This is a genomic window from Microcystis aeruginosa NIES-4325 (assembly GCF_008974145.1).
Lineage (GTDB): Bacteria > Cyanobacteriota > Cyanobacteriia > Cyanobacteriales > Microcystaceae > Microcystis > Microcystis aeruginosa_G.
The window spans coordinates 99,945-117,063 of sequence record NZ_BJKP01000012.1 but is presented as its reverse complement, the minus strand read 5'-3'; the positions used below and the strand labels follow the sequence as shown (position 1 = coordinate 117,063).

At 43.6% G+C, this 17,119-nt stretch carries 14 protein-coding genes and 1 pseudogene; 9 read left to right on the top strand and 6 right to left on the bottom strand.

The genetic code is table 11. The features are described 5' to 3' along the window. From MiAbW_RS09115 to MiAbW_RS09105, 3 genes and pseudogenes are all read left to right on the top strand, one after another. Window positions 1–238: pseudogene (locus tag MiAbW_RS09115) on the top strand (Uma2 family endonuclease); the annotation flags it as partial. Window positions 239–534: 296 nt separating this feature from the next. Then, on the top strand, window positions 535–1,908 hold the full coding sequence (locus MiAbW_RS09110) for a 1-acyl-sn-glycerol-3-phosphate acyltransferase (RefSeq protein WP_151695859.1): 1,374 nt from the start codon (window positions 535–537) through the stop codon (window positions 1,906–1,908). A gap of 259 nt (window positions 1,909–2,167) precedes the next feature. Then, window positions 2,168–2,629 carry an Hsp20/alpha crystallin family protein gene (locus tag MiAbW_RS09105; protein WP_151695858.1) on the top strand — a complete coding sequence of 154 codons (462 nt, stop codon included), beginning with the start codon at window positions 2,168–2,170 and terminating at the stop codon, window positions 2,627–2,629. A gap of 94 nt (window positions 2,630–2,723) precedes the next feature. Here MiAbW_RS09105 and MiAbW_RS09100 read toward each other — a convergent pair whose 3' ends face one another. The 3 genes from MiAbW_RS09100 to MiAbW_RS09090 all read right to left on the bottom strand — a co-directional run bounded on the left by MiAbW_RS09100 (window position 2,724) and on the right by MiAbW_RS09090 (window position 5,594). Beyond that, a complete protein-coding gene (locus MiAbW_RS09100; RefSeq protein ID WP_151695857.1) occupies window positions 2,724–3,941 on the bottom strand; it encodes a DUF790 family protein in 1,218 nt (405 codons plus the stop codon). 78 nt (window positions 3,942–4,019) lie between these two features. Then, entirely contained in the window at window positions 4,020–4,364 is a 345-nt protein-coding gene (locus tag MiAbW_RS09095) for a hypothetical protein (protein ID WP_061430783.1), read from the bottom strand. Between the two features lie 462 nt (window positions 4,365–4,826). Then, on the bottom strand, window positions 4,827–5,594 hold the full coding sequence (locus MiAbW_RS09090; RefSeq protein WP_151695856.1) for an ABC transporter ATP-binding protein: 768 nt from the start codon (window positions 5,592–5,594) through the stop codon (window positions 4,827–4,829). Window positions 5,595–6,126: 532 nt separating this feature from the next. Here MiAbW_RS09090 and MiAbW_RS09085 point away from each other — a divergent pair. From MiAbW_RS09085 to crtD, 5 genes are all read left to right on the top strand, one after another. After that, window positions 6,127–6,801, top strand: coding sequence for a TIGR04283 family arsenosugar biosynthesis glycosyltransferase (locus MiAbW_RS09085; protein ID WP_151695855.1), 675 nt, complete (start codon window positions 6,127–6,129; stop codon window positions 6,799–6,801). 351 nt (window positions 6,802–7,152) lie between these two features. After that, entirely contained in the window at window positions 7,153–7,803 is a 651-nt protein-coding gene (locus tag MiAbW_RS09080; protein WP_151695854.1) for a PEP-CTERM sorting domain-containing protein, read from the top strand. 229 nt (window positions 7,804–8,032) lie between these two features. Next, window positions 8,033–8,743, top strand: coding sequence for a superoxide dismutase (locus MiAbW_RS09075; RefSeq protein ID WP_151695853.1), 711 nt, complete (start codon window positions 8,033–8,035; stop codon window positions 8,741–8,743). Between the two features lie 2 nt (window positions 8,744–8,745). Then, complete coding sequence (gene thrB, locus MiAbW_RS09070) at window positions 8,746–9,663, top strand: homoserine kinase (RefSeq protein ID WP_151695852.1); 918 nt, start codon at window positions 8,746–8,748, stop codon at window positions 9,661–9,663. Between the two features lie 139 nt (window positions 9,664–9,802). Continuing rightward, window positions 9,803–11,314 carry a C-3',4' desaturase CrtD gene (crtD, locus tag MiAbW_RS09065; RefSeq protein WP_151695851.1) on the top strand — a complete coding sequence of 504 codons (1,512 nt, stop codon included), beginning with the start codon at window positions 9,803–9,805 and terminating at the stop codon, window positions 11,312–11,314. A 232-nt stretch (window positions 11,315–11,546) separates the two neighbouring features. Here crtD and MiAbW_RS09060 read toward each other — a convergent pair whose 3' ends face one another. After that, window positions 11,547–12,884 (bottom strand): histidine phosphatase family protein, encoded by a 1,338-nt coding sequence (locus MiAbW_RS09060; protein ID WP_151695850.1) that lies wholly within the window; start codon window positions 12,882–12,884, stop codon window positions 11,547–11,549. Window positions 12,885–13,314: 430 nt separating this feature from the next. Here MiAbW_RS09060 and MiAbW_RS09055 point away from each other — a divergent pair, with 430 nt between their 5' ends. Continuing rightward, window positions 13,315–14,562, top strand: a complete 1,248-nt coding sequence (locus tag MiAbW_RS09055) for a DUF4912 domain-containing protein (protein ID WP_151695849.1) — start codon at window positions 13,315–13,317, stop codon at window positions 14,560–14,562. 91 nt (window positions 14,563–14,653) lie between these two features. On the opposite strand, the gene MiAbW_RS09050 is transcribed toward MiAbW_RS09055, so the two are convergent. Then, entirely contained in the window at window positions 14,654–16,306 is a 1,653-nt protein-coding gene (locus MiAbW_RS09050) for an acetolactate synthase large subunit (protein WP_151695848.1), read from the bottom strand. A 219-nt stretch (window positions 16,307–16,525) separates the two neighbouring features. Continuing rightward, window positions 16,526–17,005, bottom strand: coding sequence for a hypothetical protein (locus MiAbW_RS09045; protein WP_002782775.1), 480 nt, complete (start codon window positions 17,003–17,005; stop codon window positions 16,526–16,528). Window positions 17,006–17,119 lie beyond the last annotated feature (114 nt).

Below are 17,119 nucleotides of genomic sequence, written 5' to 3'. Positions count from 1 at the left end.
GGGAACTTGGGAGGGTACTATTGACCGAGAAACGGCAATCTGGGCGAGATTTTATGACCCGGAAGGCAATTTAATCCCCTTGCCAGAAGAAGCAGCACAGGAGCAAGCGGCTGCAGCCCAGGAGCAAGCGGCTGCAGCACAGGAGCAATTAAATGCTACTCAGCAAGCTCTGGAAGAGGAAAGACAGCGTTCTCAACAGTTGGCGGCTCGTTTGCGAGAAATGGGGATAGAGCTATAGTATAGCTGTATTTGTTTAGGTGAGGAGGTAAACTACTGATGTTCCTCCTCGCTCAGAGTCGGTTAATTTCTCCTTTCACGGTTGAGGGAGCCTGCAATCCCAGTCTATTTGAAATCTAGCTCGACACCTGTTTGCTGCTGTGATTACCTTTTGGCCGGTGGGTAATTATTGATTAGAGTTTTCTTTTATTCTTCCTTAAACAGTAAAAAGTAAACAGTGAACTGAAAACTCAAATCTGATAACTGATACCTGTCTCGGAGTCTCAACTAGGAAATTTATTTGGCACGACTACTTATATGTCTAATCTATCTTTGGGCGCACAACCTCCTCTAGAATTTATCCCCCCTGACCTTAATCCCTTGCTTTTAAAGGGATGTCAAATCTTTTTACCTCTCTGGTTACAAACTAAAACCAACTTAAGAGAAATTTCCGCCGCAAATCTAGAAACTTTAATCACATTTTATCAAAAAAGTCAAGAGAAAAAAGTCCGTTTACTGCTCGCTTTTCGTCATCCCAGTATTAACGATCCCTACTGTATGGCCTATCTTTTGTGGAAATTAGTACCCAAAAAAGCCCAAGAGTTAGGAATAAAATTAAACAATCCAATTCACGCTCATTTTATGTACGATCGAGGGATTCCTTTATGGGCTGGAGAAAGGGTAGGATGGTTATATTCTAAGTTGGGTGGCACACCAATTCAACGGGGAAAAGCTGATTTAATCGGATTGCGATCGGCTCGTCGTTTATTATTAGAAGGAGATTATCCTTTAGCCGCTGCTCCAGAAGGGGCAACTAACGGACATAATGAGCTTGTTAGTGCTATTGAACCGGGTATTTCTCAATTGGCTTTTTGGGGTGTGGATGATGTCAGAAAATCTAAACAACAGCAGGAAGTAATTATTTTGCCTATTGGTATTCAGTATTTTTATATGACTCCAGTGTGGCAAGAAATCGAGCAAATTTTAACTAATTTAGAAACCGATAGCGGTTTAGAACCAATCCAGAATTTATCCCTAGGAGAAAAGGTTTTATACGAGCGTCTTTTTCGGTTAGGAGAAAGATTATTATCCTTAATGGAGGATTTTTATCGAGATTTCTACTATCAATCTTTGCCAGTAGTGCCTGCCAATGGTGATGATCCAAACGAAACCCTAGCCAAACGTTTAGCCAATTTATTAGATGTAGCCCTACAAACCGTAGAAAAGTATTTTAATATTTCTCCTAATGGTAATGTTATCGATCGCTGTCGTCGCTTGGAACAAGCAGGATGGGAACGCATTTATCGGGAAGAATTAAAACCAACTCATTCTATTTCTAACCTTGAATTAGGATTAGCTGATCGCCTGGCCGATGAAGCTAATTTAAAAATGTGGCACATGAGAATTGTCGAAAGTTTCGTGTCAGTAACTGGTTATTATGTCAAGGAAAAACCCACCGTAGAAAGATTTGCCGAGACAATTTTATTGCTCTGGGATTTAGTGACAAGAATTAAGGGAGGTAATCCCTTTTTTCGTCCCCAAATTGGTCAACAAAAAGCTATAATAACTATTGGTAACCCTATTTCCGTATCTGATCGCTATGCTGATTATAAAAGCGATCGACGCTCGGCCGTAGCCCAATTAACCCAAGATTTACAAACCAGTTTAGAAAGTTTAATTATTCATCAGTAGATAATTAGAGTTTGCTGAATAAGTTTGTAGGTGGAGTCAGTTATCAGTTATAATTCCCCATCTCCCTGCTCCCTCCTCCCCACTTCCCACTTCCCCGCTAAAAACCTTTTCACCTAGCTCTAGTATAGGAGATAGTACGGAAATCTGGAAAAACTCAATACCGAAAACCCTACCCCAGTCAGAGAGTCTTTTGTCTATCCTAAAGGTGTAGAGATAAACCAACATCTCTAGCGTTAAGAAAACTTCGGAGGTGACTTATATGGCACTTATACGTTGGGAACCTTTCAGAGAAGTAGAAAGCCTACAGAAAGAAATGAATCGCTTGTTTGACCGTCTTGTGCCGACTGATGTGGGCGATGGCGAAAAAATGGGGTTATCCTTCATCCCAGCGGCGGAAATGACCGAAACGCCAGAGGCAGTTCAGCTTAAACTGGAAATACCTGGTATGGAAGCCAAAGACCTCAACGTGGAAGTAACAGCCGATAGTCTGACCATTAATGGTGAAAGAAAATCGGAAATTAAAACCGAAGAAGAAGGATTTACCCGCACTGAATTCCGTTATGGTAAATTCCATCGGGTTATTCCTCTACCGGTTCAGGTTGATAACACTAACGTGACTGCTGAATACAAAGATGGTATTCTCAATCTCACCCTCCCGAAAGCGGAAGAAGAAAAAAATAAAGTGGTGAAAGTGTCCATCAATCCAGCCATTGCTCAATAGTGTAGCAATCACTGTCTGGTCTTGAGCGAAATGGTTAACCTAGTGTGATTAAACCGAAGCGGGAGTATGAAACTATACTCCCGCTTTTAGCTTCTTAACCCTTTAAAACTTCTAACACTGCTTGGGGTGATAATTTATCTTTAAACCAGATAACCTGAGCGGGTAGGTTTTGAAATTTAACTCCAGCTTTTTCTAGATTTAACCGTTCCGATACGGCTAAAATTAGATTGTTTGCTTGGGCTGATTTGACCTGTAAGAATTTCTTTTGTAGGTATTCTGGTCGCCAATAACCAACAATTTCGAGGAGAAAAACGCGACCATCGGGATGCACTAAACGGAAATCGGGAATCATCACTCCTCCAGGTAAAGGCACTAAATCCACTTCCCTTTCTAACTGCCATTCAGTTTTTAACTGTAACCAACGTTTAGCGAAAGATTCCTCTAACATACTATCGTAGGGTTTACCTGGAGAATAGTGGGACACCAGACCACAGTTATCCTCTAAATTAAACTGTTGTTTTTTAATAGTTCCCGTATAGGAATCTTTGTACTGTAATTGTGCCTTCAGATTCCAGTGAGTAACATGGAGTAAGGCAGGAATTAATTTAGCGATTTCAATGCCATAACGACTGTTAGCTTTAAATAAACTGGTGGGACCATCGATAGTAATAGTAAATCCCGTGTCAGCATCCCCTTCGATATAAGTCATTAAACGAAATAGTTTTAGATAGCGAAAGAGATATTTATATTCACCGGGATCGTTGCGGTGGACGTTGATAATTAAATAACTGGCTCGATAAAAAATACCTTGAATTTGTGAGAGGTTAAAACGATGAATTAATTTTTCGGGGGTGGGAGCATCAAATTGAGTGAGAATTTTATTTTCTGCTAAATCAGCATAGAGTCCTTTTTCTAGAGCTACTGGAAAAATTTCTTGATTTAATTCTTGGCTGAGTTGCTGGGCAATTTTCTCTAGAATTAGCGATCGATTTTGGGGAATAGGAACAAAGTTAGCCGCTTGTTCAAAAACTCTTTTTCTTAATTCCTGCGGCTCTAAGGGACTAATAATCTCAAAGGTGGCAAAATGATTGGTTAATAGGTGAGCAAATCCCCGTTTAATTTTATAATCGGGACTGTCTCCCTCCAAGATTAGGAGTTTTTGGCTTAATTCTCCCTTAGTTTCACCGATACTTTCCTGAAAACAGGTGATTTGTTCTTTAGCGATCGCCAGATAATCAGGAGCGATCGGTAAGCGTTTGGGAATAATTGTCTCGCCATTTTGACGGGAAATCAATAAATCGGTCGGCAACATGGCAAGCTAGAGAAGAATAATCAGACGGGGAAAGGTGGGACGACAAGGAAAGGTCGAAACCGAAAAAATCCCCCGATTCTAACTATTTTGGTCGAGATAACGCTCTAAATCTTCGATCACACGGGTTAATTCTGCTTCTGTGGTTAAGCGCAGGCGATCATCGCGAACCGTTAACAAAACTTTAGCAGAAAAAGGACTCGGATAAATATTGGGATTACAAAACACTTCCAGAAACACATCACCAGTGTGCTGATATTCCAGCGGTTTTTGGGGTTGGGGTTTACCCCCACTAGAGGCATTACTGGCGATCGCTTTCAGGCGATCAAGTAAAATATTAATTTCCCTTTGCAAATCTAGGGCAGCACTGGGACTGAAACGAAAAGTAACGGAACCTTGCAAGAGATTAAGAGTTAAAGGAATCATGGAAAAATTTGGTCTGAAACCCCGCCGTTTTAGGTTGGCTTTACTGTTAAATAGTAGCACATTGACACGATATCTGCTAGAATGAGAGCAGAGCTTACGCAAATATCACTCTAACACAGAACAAAATCAGCCTCATTTAAGTGGAAGCAAGTGTAGAGTTTTAACTCAGATTTAAAGGTTAACATCCTTGATTAAACCTCTTGCATAATTAATTTTCGAGGGTTCAAAAACGGCAAAAATAAGGATTAAATTGCCGAAAATATGTTCAAGATACCATTTAATTAATTATTATTCATTCTTAATTATCCTGACTACTGACTACTGGCTACTGACTCCTAACCCTAACAACAATTTTTGATTTTTACCAGAGGTCTATACTTTTAACTCTTTTTCTAACTATCTCTGGTAATTCGATAATCATTATTATCTCCTATTAACCCGAATAGCAATTATCTAAAATCCTTATTCATCCCCTAAATAAGCTTCAATCACCGCAGGATTCTCCCTGACTGTAGCTGGCTCTCCCAAGGCGATTAATTTACCGAAATCTAATACTGCTATACGATCGCATAATCCCATCACTAAAGGCACATGATGTTCGATTAACAGGACGGTTAAAGCTAAATTATCGCGTATTTGTCGAATTAGCTGACTTAATGACCCCTTTTCGCTAGGATTCATCCCGGCTGCCGGTTCATCGAGGAGTAATAACTGAGGTTGCAAAGCTAAAGCGCGGGCAATTTCCAAACGTCTTTGATCACCATAAGCTAAATTACAAGCTTTTCGATTACTTTGGTCGGTTAATCCGACTAAATCTAATAATTCCCCCGCTCTTTTATAGGTTTTTTCCTCCTCCCTTCTCGAAACTGGTAAACCCAAAATTCCTGTCCAAAGATTGGATCTATTGTGAAAATGACCAGCGATCGCCACATTTTCTAGGGCTGTTAATTCCCCAAATAAGCGCAAATTCTGGAAGGTACGGGCAATTCCTGCCTGAGCGATCTGGTGAGGGGCGAATTTCGCCAGACTGTTGCCTTGATAAATTAAATCACCACTCGATAGGGGGATTAAACCAGTGATCAGATTAAATAAGGTCGTTTTTCCCGCCCCATTGGGTCCAATTAAGCCAAATATCTCGCTTTTTTGTACCTGAAAGGAGACTCCATCGACAGCGACTAATCCCCCAAATCGACGGGTTGCCTCCCGCACTTCTAATAAATTTGCTTGCATCCTTGTTAATAGTTTAAATTACTCGATTCTACTCGATCAAGACTACTGGAAGTGAGCATTGCACTGGCCAAAAAAAGATATTTGTCAGCAGAGAAGATCAGTTAAAGGTTGATAAGCTGTTAAGCATTTAAATTGCTTGTTGAGACGAGGCAATAGGCAATAGGCTTCGGCCGTGAGCTTTTGCCGAACGGCAATAGGCAAAAGGGAAGAAAAATAGGTGTACCTCACTAGCTTAGGAAACGCTATAATTAACAATCGTCCTCGAAAAGCCTTGACTATCGTACCCCGAATGAGGTATCAATCAGCCCCAGCAGTGATGCAATATTGCCATTTGGCATTGTCCCACCTATCTTAGAACAGAGTTTCGTTAAAAATAACCTAATTTGGTATCGACTTTTGACTACAGCCTTAGCCACTCTGGAGAACTGGCAGCAATGTCTAACTTTTCTACCAGAAAAACAGTTATCACCAATCCCCCCCCCGTAAAATTACCCGATGGTAGTCCCCCCAAATCCTCCGTCCACAAAACCTGATGAATTATCTTAGTATTATCATTCCGACCCTGAACGAAGAGTCAAGGATTGCAGCAACATTAAAACAAATAGGCGCAGGAGTAGAAATTATTGTTGTCGATGGAGGAAGTACCGATAAAACCAGAGAAATAGCCGAACAATTGGGAGCGAAAGTAATTATTTCTTCTAGTAAAGGTCGTGCATTTCAGATGAATTTAGGAGCCAAAATAGCGAAAGGAGATATTTTGTTATTTCTGCACGGAGATACTTTACTTCCCCATGAATTTCAAGAACAAATTATCAATACTTTATCCCAATCTGGGATAGTAGCGGGGGCCTTTGAATTAAAAATTGATGGAGAGGAAAAACCCCTGCGTTTAGTGGAAAAATTAGTTAATTGGCGTTCTCGCTGGCTTTCCTTTCCCTACGGAGATCAAGGAATATTTTTAAAAGCCTCAATATTAGCCGATTTAGGCGGTTTTCCTGAGTTGCCAATTATGGAAGATTTTGAATTAATACAAAGATTGAAAAAAAGGGGTAAAATAGCCATAGTTGCTGCTGCGGTGATTACCTCGGCAAGACGTTGGCAAAAATTAGGAGTTGGCAAAACCACCTTAGTTAATCAATTAGTTATTATTGGTTATTATCTAAAAATTTCGCCGCATTTGTTGAAAAGTTTTTATCGTTTATGGTAATAAAATAAAGGCTGGTTTAAAAAGTATTTTAGGTCATTGTGCAATGTGGGGGCGCAACGCTTGCGCCCATAATGTGACATTGTGAACATTTTTCAGCCAATATCCAAGAGAGGCAAACACAATTATACAATTGAAGAAACCCTACCAAAGAAGAGGTTTCCATGGCCAAAACATTAACAAAAATTATCAAAAATGCGGGGGGGGGGTAACCATTGCTTATTGGTAGCAGGCAATACCAGTCTTTTGAAAAATACAATTATATAATCGAAGGAAACTTACCAAGGAAGAGTTTTCCATGACCAAAACATTAACAAAAATTATCAAAAATGCGGGGGGGGTAAGCATTGCTTATTGGTAGCGGGGGCAACTCTAGCCATCCTAACCCCTTTCCAAGCCGCCCAAGCTAGTGTTATCTTTAGCCAAGCTGCTAACTTCCCCGCTGGCGCCCCGTTCGCATCCCAAAATGATACTAATTTTTTCGGTTTAGGTAATTTTGCCACTGTTTACGACAACTTTAGTTTCTCCAGTGACAATTTAGTTGATGGTGTTGACTGGGTGGGGGGTTATTTTAGTGGTAGTCCTGCAGCCATCTCCTCCTTTGCCCTCTCTATTTTCGGTAATAACGCTGGTCAGCCGGGTTCTTTGCTTTTCTCGGAAACGATAACGGGGAATGCGGGGGAAACTTTTATCGGCACAGACAACAATGGCACTCCCACCTATAGCTATAGTGCGAACTTGACCAATACTTTCCTCGCCCAAGCGGGTGCAACCTATTGGCTGGCCATTGTTCCTAGTCTTGGTTTTCCGCCCCAGTGGGGATGGTACACCAGCAGTCAGGGCGATGGTGTTTCTTATGTAGACTTTTTCGGGAGCCGCATTCAACTTGGAACGGATTTTGCCTTTAGTCTGACCGGCCAACAGGTTCCCGAACCTTCGGCAATTTTAGGATTATTAGGTTTAGGACTTTTGGGCATCGGTTCTCAATTCAAACAAAAACGATAAATTGACAAGTGTGGGGATGGGATTTTTTCCATCTCCACTTGAGAAAAAACGCGCTCTAGAAACCTTCCAAATTTAACTCTTAATTTTAGGTAAACAAATTTTTTTAAATTCCCCGGCAATTACTCAAAAAATTTGACATCTTATAGCGGACAGGTAAAAATTAAAACTTTTCTCTGCCAAGGCACCGATCGATAGGATAATTAATAATCGGAACATCTGCTCTGAGAATATGTCTCTCGATCGCCGTCAATTTATCTATCTTTTAGGTGCTACCCTTGGCACAGCCACTCTTGCTGGTTTGAAGCCTGTCGCTTTTGCTGCTACTGGTCCATATAGTCTCATTGCCCTACCCTATAGCTATGATGCCCTAGAACCTTATATTGATAAGGAAACGATGCAATTTCATCATGATAAACACCATGCTGCCTACGTTAATAATCTCAACACGGCAGTGGCAAAATATCCAGAATTGCAGAAAAAAACAGTAGTAGAATTAATTAAAAATCTTGATTCTTTACCCGCCGATATTCGCACCACTATCCGCAATAATGGCGGCGGCGATCTTAATCATACGATGTTTTGGCAGATTATGTCCCCCGATGGCGGTGGCGAACCAAAAGGAGAAATAGGGGCGGCAATAATCGCTAAATTTGGCAGTTTCGAGGAATTTAAAAACGCTTTCAACCAAGCTGGTACTAAACTTTTTGGTAGTGGTTGGACATGGTTGGTTTTAAATAAGTCAGGAGAACTGGAAATTATCAGCACTCCTAACCAAGATAGCCCCCTAATGATGGGATTACAGCCAATTATGGGCAATGATGTCTGGGAACACGCCTATTACTTAAAATATCGTAATCAACGGGCTGAGTATTTAAAACAGTGGTGGAATGTGGTTAACTGGGAGGAGGTAAATCGCCGCTATCTTCAGGCAAAAGCTTAACCATGTCAACTTTTACGGTAACAGTTCCCGCTACCACTGCTAATATTGGGCCCGGCTTCGATTGTCTCGGAGCGGCCTTAACCCTATATAATCAGTTTACTTTTACCCTGCTGCCGGCAACGACAGCTAACCCTGTCAGCATTAGTGTCAAGGGAACTGAATCAGCTAAAGTTAGCCAAGGTGCTGATAATTTAATCTACACTTCTTTTTTGCAAGTTTATCAAAAAATAGGACAGAATCCGCCCCCGATCGCCATCGAGATCGGTTTAGGGGTTCCTCTGGCTAGAGGTTTAGGTAGTTCTGCCACTGCTATTATCGGTGGGTTAGTGGCTGCCAATCAATGCGCCGGAAATCCCTTATCTATGGGGGAAATCGAAGCATTAGCGATCGCCTTGGAGGGCCATCCAGATAATGTGGTGCCAGCTTTGCGGGGCAACTGTCAGCTATCGGCAGGAGATAGCACAAATTGGGCTATTTGTCAAGTATTTTGGCAAAAAAATCTCATTCCCGTCCTAGCGATTCCCGATTTTGAACTGGCTACGGAAAAAGCTAGGGCGGTTTTACCGGAAAAAATTAGCCGTCAGGAGGCTATTTTCAATATTTCCCGCTTGGGTTTATTATTGCGGGGATTAGAGACGGGTAACGGCGATTGGCTGAGAATTGCCCTAGAGGATAAACTGCATCAACCCTATCGGCAATCTTTGATCCCGGGTTACGAAAAGGTGAAAAAAGCCGCCATTAACGCGGGTGCTTACGGGATGGTAATTAGTGGCGCAGGTCCGAGCCTATTGGCTTTAACTAACCCCGACAATGCCCAAAAAACAGCCACAGAGATGACAAATGCTTGGGAGGAAGTGGGGATTAACTCCAGTGCCAAAATTTTGGCTTTAGATACCCTAGGGGCCCAGGTAAACTGTTAAGCCTCAAATTTACCAGTTAAGAGTCCCTGGCAGAAGGGAGAGGGGAGCATAAATAAAAATAATCTCCTAACTCCTGCCGACAGCCTCCTGACTGCTAAAACCGTTAGGATAAAAATGAATATAAATAATTATTAAGAAAATGACGCGAATTACCGTTATTGGTGCAGGGATTGGCGGACTAACGGCGGCGGCATTATTGGCGCGTCGAGGTTATCAAGTCACAGTATATGATCAGGCGCTCGTCCCCGGAGGTTGTGCCTCGACTTTTTCCCGTCGGGGTTTTACTTTTGACGTGGGGGCAACTCAAGTGGCAGGATTAGAAGTAGGTGGCATTCATCAGCGCATTTTTGCCGAATTAGGGATAGATTTACCCGATTCTGTCCCCTGCGATCCCGCTTGTGCCGTTTTTCTGCCGGGGGAAACCACTGCGATTAATGTCTGGCGCGATCGGCAAAAGTGGCAAGAGGAAAGACAAAAACAATTTCCGGGCAGCGAACCTTTTTGGCAATTATTACAAAAACTCTTTCAAGCAAGTTGGCGTTTTCAAAGTCGCGATCCAGTTTTACCCCCACGCAACTGGTGGGATTTAGGGCAATTAATCGCCGCTTTGCGTTTAGATACTGCCATTACCTTCCCCTTTACTTTGATGACTGTGGGCGATGCTCTGCGATTATACGGCTTAGAGACAGATAAACGCCTAAAAACCTTCCTTGATCTCCAGTTAAAGCTTTATTCCCAAGTTACTGCCGATGAAACCGCTTTACTTTATGCCGCCACCGCTTTAGCAGTTTCTCAGTCTCCCCAAGGTTTATCCCACCTTCAGGGTAGTATGCAGGTATTAAGCGATCGCCTAGTAGCAGCTTTGGAAAAATACGGCGGTAAATTGCAAATGCGCCACACAGTAGAAAAAATACTGACAGAAAAGGGAAAAGCCACGGGAATTATCGTCAGAAATCAAAAAAATGGTCAAATATATCCAGAAATGGCCGATGAGATTGTGGCTAATATCCCGATCCAAAATTTACCACAATTAATCGATCGCGAAGCCATTCCCAGTCTTTATCACCGGAGAATTGAAAAACTTCCCCCCGCATCCGGCGCTTTTGTGGTTTACTTAGGAGTCGATCGCGCTGCTATTCCCCCCGATTGTCCCCCCCATTTACAATTTCTCTACGATTACGATGGCATAATCGGCGAAAATAACTCTTTATTTGTTTCCGTGAGTAAAGAAGGGGATGGCCGCGCTCCAGTGGGAAAAGCGACGATTATTGCTTCTTCCTTCACCGATACCAGTCTTTGGTGGCGAAAAGGAGAAGATAATTATCAGCAATTAAAAGCAGCATACACCCAAGAGGCGATTGATCGTCTCGGTAATTATTTCCATCTTAGTCCTGATCACATCGTTCACATCGAATCAGCTACACCTCGTACTTTTGAGCGGTTTACGGGGCGAAATCAGGGCATTGTCGGCGGTATTGGTCAAAGATTGTCCACTTTTGGCCCTTTTGGAGTAGCGACGCGCACTCCGATCCCCCATCTTTGGTTAGTGGGAGATTCTACCCATCCGGGTGAAGGCACTGCCGGAGTCAGCTATTCGGCACTAACGGTAGTTAGACAGATTGAAAATAAATTAAGTAGTCGTGCAAAATAAATTTCCTAGTGAAGATAGGCAATAGGCAATAGGCAATAGGCAAAAGCTTTATCGAAATATGTAATTAATTTTGCTTAGGTACTTAGCTTCTAGTTAGCCGTAATTATGAATTATGAATTATGAATTGGGAAGAATAAATAAAAGCAATCTTCTGAATACTGATAACTGATAACTGATCACTGATAACTGTTAACTTACCCACTGATAACTGATAACTGATCACTGATAACTGTTATAAAGCGCCAGCTGCCGTGCGATCGAGTATTCCCGATCCCAGATGAGAGGTAATATTAACTGCTTGCAGGACCGGTTGAGAGTCAACTCCTTTGGGATAATCGATAACACTAACCGCGCCATTTCCCTGTTTAATATTCCAGAAATTGGCGGGTTTTAAACCAAATAAATAACAAAGAATCACCTTATTAATAGCATCGTGAGCTACTACCATAATTGTCTTAGGACTATCGCTATTACTATAGGTTTTAACGATTTGCCGCCAACAAGCGATCGCTCGATCCCAAACTTCCTGTAAATTCTCCCCTTCCGGCATTTGCACGGTTTCTGGGGCATTTTTCCAGTCTTCTAACATCCCGGGGAAACTTGCTTCAATTTCCTCCTCTAATTTACCTTCCCAAAGTCCGTGACAGATTTCCGTCAGATCCGCTTGGGTGTCTAAGGTGACATCGGGGTGATATTGCAGGATAATTTGGGCAGTTTCCTTGGGACGGGATAAAGGACTGGTGACAGCGTGATCGATCGCCGTTTCTCGCAGAAATTCGGCGGCTTTCTCTGCTTGGGCCTTGCCATTATCATTGAGAGGAATATCGCGCACACCTTGAAAACGTTTATCCCGATTCCATTGGGTTTCTCCGTGACGCACAAGCAGCAGCCTAGAACCTTGGAAAGGAGGACGCGGTGGGGGTAAAGCTATCCCTAGGTGTGCTGTTTGATTGAGGGATTCCACCTGGACAGGATCACCAAAATCACCCGTAAAATTGAGAACATTAACGCAACAGTTAGATTGTTGCAGGGAATGGTATAAGGAAACCGGAATACCGATGGCACTGAGGATTAAACAGCGATTAATGCCGTTATGGGCAACAATGAGGATAGTTTGGCCCTCGTGTTGGGGAATAATTTCTCGCCAAAAATCCTGCGCTTGTTGGTAGAGGGAGAGAACGGGATAATGTTCTTGACCATCGGGCAGTATCATCTTAAATTCATGCGGTTTTTGGTGCCAATCCCGATATTCTTGGGGGTATTGAGCTTTTACCTCCTCTTTGACCATATTTTCCCAGATAGGCAGATCGATTTCTAGTAACTGCGGAGTGGGTTGAATGAGGGGAGAGTTATTTAAACGAGACTGAATCACCTCAGCAGTAGATTTGGCTCTTTGAAGAGGACTACAGTAAAAAGCGGCGATATCGATTTGACTGAGGGCATTTCCTACTTTTTCCGCGTCCAGATGGCCTTTTTCCGTCAAAACCGAGCCATCACTGCGACCTTGTATTTTCTGCTCTGCGTTATAACTGCTTTGTCCATGACGAACAATAATCACACGAGTAGCCAAGCGGTTCAGTCTCCTTAACTAAAAGTCTCAATATCAGATTACAGGCGATCGGGATCGGAGTACAAATCAGTGATCAGTAATCAGTAATCAGTAATCAGTAATCAGTAATCAGTAATCAGTGTAGTGCATTTGTACTAAAATATCGCCTACAATTTCAAGGCAGCACAGCATATCAAAACTTCCTGATATAACAATCTCTTTGGGATCAAGGGTTTGGCGGTTTTATCAAGAAATCATGACAATGTACTTGGTCAAAATCGGAATCTTACTGTTTAATAGGTATTTATAACAAGCGATTCCCTTGATCCCCATCGAGTGGATTTCTCGTTCACAAAGCAATCGATGAGTAGTTAGAAGGATTACCCAGATCACTGCTTTTGCAAATGCCCAAAAACATTTGCCGTCGTAACTAATCGGAGAGTGTCAACTCATGGTCCCAGAATACCCCCCCTTAGATGAGATGACCTTGCGGCAACTACGACGAGTTGCCAGTCAATACAGCATCTCTCGTTACAGTCGGATGCGGAAGACGCAATTAATCGAGGCAATTACCCAAGCTATGGGAGTAAGCGGCAATTTTAAATCTACTATTAAAGAGGAAAAACCAGTGGAAGCAGCAAAATTTGAATTAGGTCAAGCTAACCCGATCGAAGATATCCTAGGTTCAGTGGATGATGGTTTAGGAGATCTGCCCGGGGGCTACGGTGAAAATCGCATTACCCTCCTACCTCGCGATCCTCAGTGGGCCTATGCTTACTGGGATATCCCCAACGAATCGAAAGAAGATCTACGTCGTCAAGGGGGACAACAGTTAGCCCTACGTCTTTATGATGTCACCGATATAGATCTCAATAGCCAAGGCGCGCATAGCGTCCAAGAATATCTCTGTGATGAATTAGCCCGGGAATGGTATTTACCGATTCCGGTCAGCGATCGAGATTATGTTATCGATATCGGTTATCGTTGTGCTGATGGTCGTTGGTTAGTTTTGGCCCGTTCTCCCTTAGTACGGATTCCTCCCGTCTATCCTTCCGACTGGATTGAAGATGTTTTTGTCACCGTTAACTGGGAAGAAGAACTGGTGGGCAAAACTGTTTACGAACTCGTTCCCCCCAGCAAACGCTACGGCAGCAGTGCCGGAAGCACGGGAACTAGCCCCATCTACGACCAAATTTTCGAGAGTGTCGGCGATATGGAGGCCCTACGGGTGGCCGGTTCCTTGTTTGGTTCCATGCAGCACGTCGCCGGTTCCGTACCGATGTCGGAAGTGATCAGTTCTTATGTATTCCCCTCTGGGGTTGGTATGTGGGCGGTTCCCACGGTATCGGGACTAACTGCGTCCGGTATCGGCATGACTGCGTCCGGTATCGGTATGGGTGCGTCGGAAACCCTACAACGTCCGCGCAAATTCTGGTTAGTAGCCGATGCCGAATTAATCGTCTATGGTGCCACCGAACCCGATGCCACGGTAACTATCGGTGGTCGTCCGATTAAACTCAATCCCGATGGAACTTTCCGCTATCAGATGTCCTTCCAAGATGGTTTAATCGATTATCCAATTATGGCCGTAGCCGCCGATGGGGAACAAAATCGTTCTATCCACATGAAATTTACCCGGGAAACCCCCTCTCGCAATACCAACACTAAAGATGAGGCGGTTCTAGAATGGTTGTTCTAGATCGGGTTTTCTAACGTTACCAAAGCCAAACCAATTACTTCCCCCTAACTAAATCTCAGTTAGGGGATTTTTTTTGAGAAGATAACGGCTTCTATTCCCAAATCTGACAGCTTAAATCGCCCGATTTTTGGGAAAGACGCAGATTTTCACCGTAATCGACGGGAACATCGATCACCGTAGGCACCTCTTGCTGGAAAGCCTCCTCTAGGATCGGGATCAAATCCTGGGCAGATTCCACCCGATAGCCTTTTAATCCCATACTTTCAGCAAATTTAACAAAATCGGGATTACCAAACTTAATAAAAGAAGATGTCCCAAAATAGTTAAACTGCTTCCATTCGATTAAACCGTAACCGCCATCATTAAAGATGAGAGTGACGAAGGGAGTCCCCACCCGCAAAGCTGTCTCCAATTCCTGACAATTCATCATAAAACCGCCGTCCCCCGTCACCGCCACAACGCGCTTATCGGGATGAACTAACTTAGCGGCGATCGCACCAGGGATAGCAATACCCATAGCGGCGAAACCGTTAGAAATAATGCAAGTATTGGGACAATCGGAGTGATACTGACGCGCCATCCACATTTTATGAGCGCCCACGTCAGAAATGACAATATCTTCTGGCCCCATCACCTGACGCAGATCGTAGATCAATTTTTGTGGCTTGATCGGAAAACCCGTATCATTGGCATAGGTTTCGTAATCGGCCCGAATTTCCGTCTTTAATCCTGCGGTGACAGGAGTTGGTTTATTCTGGCGATCGGCCCGTTTGAGGATATCGATGAGAGAATCGGTGATATCACCCACCACTTCCACCACCGGGGCATAACTGCTGTCAATTTCCGCCGGAGTCATGCCGATGTGAATAATCGGTAATTTCCCCTCTGGATTCCATTTTTTCGGGGAATACTCGATTAAATCGTAACCGACAGCGATAATTAAATCACTGCGATCGAAGGCACAACTAATCAAATCCCGTTGCTGTAATCCTACCGCCCAAAGAGCCAGAGGATGGGTATAGGGAATCACCCCCTTACCCATAAAAGTGTTAGCCACAGGGATATTCAAGGCCGTGGCGAATTCCGTTAAAGCCTCACTAGCATTAGCGCGAATTGCCCCATTTCCCGCCAAAATCAAGGGATTTTTCGCTTTAGAAATCACCGCCGCCGCCATATTCAAAGTCCGATAGGAAGCGTAAACTTTTTCCTGACTATCGAGGGGCAAAGGATGACCATCGGCAGGCATAGCGGCGATATTTTCGGGAAGATCGATATGAACTGCCCCCGGTTTCTCACTTTGGGCGGTTTTAAAGGCTCTCCGTACCACTTCCGGGGTGATACCTGGCCGGACGATCTGTTTATTCCATTTCGTCACTGGGGCGAACATGGCCACCAGATCCAGATATTGATGGGATTCAATGTGCATCCGGTCGGTTCCCACCTGGCCGGTGATGGCCACCAAGGGCGCCCCATCCAGGTTAGCATCGGCTACCCCTGTCATTAGGTTAGTCGCCCCCGGTCCTAAGGTGGAGAGACAAACCCCCGCTTTTCCCGTCAAGCGTCCATAGACATCGGCCATAAAAGCGGCGCCCTGTTCGTGACGGGTGGTGATAAATTTGATCGAGGAGTTTTTTAGGGCTTCCAAAACATCGAGGTTTTCTTCCCCGGGTAGCCCAAAAATATACTCGACCCCTTCATTCTCTAGACATTTAACTAGAAGTTCGGCTGTGTTTAATTCCCCCATAATTCCCTCCTGTAGAGCTTACTTCATCAGTAAAGTCTCTAGAGATAGTTCATCCCGGCGGATTGAGGTTGTTGCGCTCAACTCGTCGGGATGATATCAGTAGATTATATATACCAATGCAGCTGACTAAAATTTTGTTTAAGTCTATCCATATATCATTGTGACTTAGATCTTGACCCTTGGCAGATTATTTATTCGCACAATGGGGGAGAATTTTTTTTAGGCCGTTAATTCTTCGGCGGCGTGGGCCAGTTGGGCGGCGACTTTGGCTAAATAGGGACGACTTAACCACCAGATGAAGGGGGACAGCCAACCGCGCAGGGTGACAGAATAGGAAATATAACTACCACAGAGGGTTGATTCCACTTGGTAGGTCATTTTCTGTTCCATGCCGGGGATAGCGAGAACTCTGAGGCTGAGGAGTTCCCCGGGGCGGACATTTTCCACGAAAACCCGGATAGGAATGGGAGTCAGACGGGTGACAGCTTGATAGATTAACCCTGGTTTAGCGATTAAACCCAAGGGAACATCAGCCTTGGCAATCAAAGGATGCCAAGAGACATCGGCCACATTGATTAATTTTTGCCAGAGGACATCGACGGGGGCGCTACTGACCACCCGATAGGTTTTGTAGAGTGAAAACTTACAGAATAGTCTGCCTTTGGCCGCTACAATCCTTAAGGAAAAATTGAGAATCACCGATTGCCTCCCGCAAAAATAATCTAGGGAATCTTCTATTGTAAGGGCTGCATCCCCCATTTGCGGAAATACTGACAATCAGCAATTATCAGCGACTCTTAAATTGGTACAAAA

Bases quoted from the DNA above. Each gene is read 5' to 3' on its own strand.
- MiAbW_RS09105 (WP_151695858.1), top strand. From the start codon at position 2,168: ATGGCACTTATACGTTGGGAACCTTTCAGAGAAGTAGAAAGCCTACAG.
- MiAbW_RS09075 (WP_151695853.1), top strand. From the start codon at position 8,033: ATGTCTCTCGATCGCCGTCAATTTATCTATCTTTTAGGTGCTACCCTT.
- MiAbW_RS09050 (WP_151695848.1), bottom strand. From the start codon at position 16,306: ATGGGGGAATTAAACACAGCCGAACTTCTAGTTAAATGTCTAGAGAAT.
- MiAbW_RS09095 (WP_061430783.1), bottom strand. From the start codon at position 4,364: ATGATTCCTTTAACTCTTAATCTCTTGCAAGGTTCCGTTACTTTTCGT.
- MiAbW_RS09110 (WP_151695859.1), top strand. From the start codon at position 535: ATGTCTAATCTATCTTTGGGCGCACAACCTCCTCTAGAATTTATCCCC.
- MiAbW_RS09090 (WP_151695856.1), bottom strand. From the start codon at position 5,594: ATGCAAGCAAATTTATTAGAAGTGCGGGAGGCAACCCGTCGATTTGGG.
- MiAbW_RS09100 (WP_151695857.1), bottom strand. From the start codon at position 3,941: ATGTTGCCGACCGATTTATTGATTTCCCGTCAAAATGGCGAGACAATT.
- thrB (WP_151695852.1), top strand. From the start codon at position 8,746: ATGTCAACTTTTACGGTAACAGTTCCCGCTACCACTGCTAATATTGGG.
- MiAbW_RS09055 (WP_151695849.1), top strand. From the start codon at position 13,315: ATGGTCCCAGAATACCCCCCCTTAGATGAGATGACCTTGCGGCAACTA.
- MiAbW_RS09085 (WP_151695855.1), top strand. From the start codon at position 6,127: ATGAATTATCTTAGTATTATCATTCCGACCCTGAACGAAGAGTCAAGG.
- crtD (WP_151695851.1), top strand. From the start codon at position 9,803: ATGACGCGAATTACCGTTATTGGTGCAGGGATTGGCGGACTAACGGCG.